This window comes from Aminobacter sp. P4_D5 (genome assembly GCF_056401815.1).
The window spans coordinates 1-1,785 of record NZ_JBFUIP010000349.1; the positions used below are offsets into that span (position 1 = coordinate 1).

The following is a 1,785-nucleotide window of genomic DNA, read 5'->3' on the forward strand; positions in this document are numbered from 1 at the left end:
CCCTAGGAGCCATATGCCGATACGAGCCRCCTCCTTGGAGAGTTCCGGCTCTTCGCTAAAATAGGGGTAAACCAACCTGTGGGAGCTGTCCCCGATATGAACCGATAAGAGGTTCTCCACCTTCACGACGCACCCGAGGGATTCCACGGTAAACTGTGCTTTGACGCTCTGGTCTAGGATCTGAAATGGCTCATTGATCCAGCGCCGTTTCTCGTTCCACCACGTCAGAAAGCCTTCGGCCAACGGCGGATAAAGTCGCCAACGGCTTCTCTTGTTGGCAGCAATGCGGCCCTGCGTCAGCGAAGCTAGATCGCCGCTGCCAGCGGCGTGGAGCTTGGCATCAGTCCAAAACGGCACGTGAAAATCGCCGCCACTGGATTTGATGCCGTTATCCTTCTTGATGCTTTCTCTTATGTCACTGCGCAGCGCGGTGATGCGTTGTGCTTTCGGCAAATAGAAAAGGGTCAGTAGCTTCCTCAAATGAACCCGTTCCAATGACATCGAACGATCCTCARCAGGCGAAGAAAAATCTCAACGAAAACATATCTCGTCTGATTCGGATCGAAATAGAAAGCCAGTGATATTTGCGAATACACTTGGCGCTATATAGGTGGAGTCTCTTACGCTCACTTCTCAAACCGCATCACCCAGTTCAACTCCCAATTCTCCCCACCATCCACCGACATCGCCTGCTCCCAGCGCGGGCTAGCCCCTCCCGTCCATAAAAACCGCACGCGCACCGGCGCTCCGCCTTCAATATCGTCGCCATAAAACTCACCGCGCCCGTTTTCGAACCTGCCGACCATCGGCGGAAACAACCGGCAGCTTTTGGTGTCCGACCAGTAGATCGACCACAGTCTTGTCTCGGGGTTGTAGAGCCTGAGCGTCATGCCCGTGAAGCCGCGCGACGGCACCGCCATCTGGTCGAGGTTGCCGCAGCCCTCCATCACCTTTTCCACCCGCGACGTCGCCGAAAAATTCTCCCATTCGCTCGAGCCCTTCAGCCGCTCGCGCAAACGCTCGTTGGTGATGGTCCAGTCGCCGATCAGGAAATCGAAATCGTCAAAACCGCTCATCTTTGCCTCCTTGTGATCAACACAGTATAGCCGACCCATCCTGACAGGCTTCTGTCAGGAGTTGTCAGGACAGCGCGCTTGACGCGGGCCGTGCCGTCGGCTTGTGTGCCGCCGCGATAACGCCACACCTTCCTCCTAACGCCGGCTCCATGAAATTCCTGGCCGTCCTTGTTGCCCTTGCGGCTCTCTCCGCCTGCGCCAGCCCCCGGCCGGTGCCGTCGGCACCTGTTGCCGTCACGCCCGCGCCGGCTGCTGTCCCGCCGATGATCGAGCAGCCTGACGTCGAGCCGCTGCCGGCAGGCGTCACCCCGCTGACGGTCGAGCAGGACGAGCAGATTGCGCGGGGCTGAGGGGAGAGAGCGGGGGAAACTTCTCCACGCTTCCAAAGTTTTTTCCGCTTTTTCTTTTGCGTCCCATTCCTTCGTGCCCCCCTCTGGCCCTTCGACAGGCTCAGGACCAGAGGGGGGCGCGAAGGAACACAGCCCACGCGGTTGGGCTGTCACCCCCTGTCTCCATCCCCTGTGGAAATCCGCCCCCGTTTCTCCACGCCCCAAAAACCTGCCGTACAATTCACCTCGTTCCTCCCACGGGAACGCCGGTCGCGACGGTGGTCAGTGGGGAGGATCCGGCGCCTCCGGCAGCGGGTTGACGTACCCGCCGCCCGGGGAGGCTCCGCCAAAAGGTTCCCCTCCCGGGACCACGCCCGGGG

General features: G+C 59.8%; 3 protein-coding genes. 1 reads left to right on the plus strand and 2 read right to left on the minus strand.

What is annotated here, in order from left to right:
• Nucleotides 1-501 (minus strand): hypothetical protein (locus AC1DWF_RS31735; RefSeq protein ID WP_476842531.1); only part of this gene is annotated, 501 nt, incomplete at its 3' end.
• Between the two features lie 125 nt (nt 502-626).
• Entirely contained in the window at nt 627-1,076 is a 450-nt protein-coding gene (locus AC1DWF_RS31740; protein WP_476784878.1) for a hypothetical protein, read from the minus strand.
• Nucleotides 1,077-1,225: 149 nt separating this feature from the next.
• On the opposite strand from AC1DWF_RS31740, the gene AC1DWF_RS31745 reads away from it, so the two are divergent.
• Nucleotides 1,226-1,426, plus strand: a complete 201-nt coding sequence (locus AC1DWF_RS31745; RefSeq protein WP_476784879.1) for a hypothetical protein — start codon at nt 1,226-1,228, stop codon at nt 1,424-1,426.
• The last annotated feature ends 359 nt before the right edge of the window (nt 1,427-1,785 follow it).

Coding starts and splice junctions, on each gene's coding strand:
- AC1DWF_RS31740 (WP_476784878.1), bottom strand. CDS start 1,076: ATGAGCGGTTTTGACGATTTCGATTTCCTGATCGGCGACTGGACCATC.
- AC1DWF_RS31745 (WP_476784879.1), top strand. CDS start 1,226: ATGAAATTCCTGGCCGTCCTTGTTGCCCTTGCGGCTCTCTCCGCCTGC.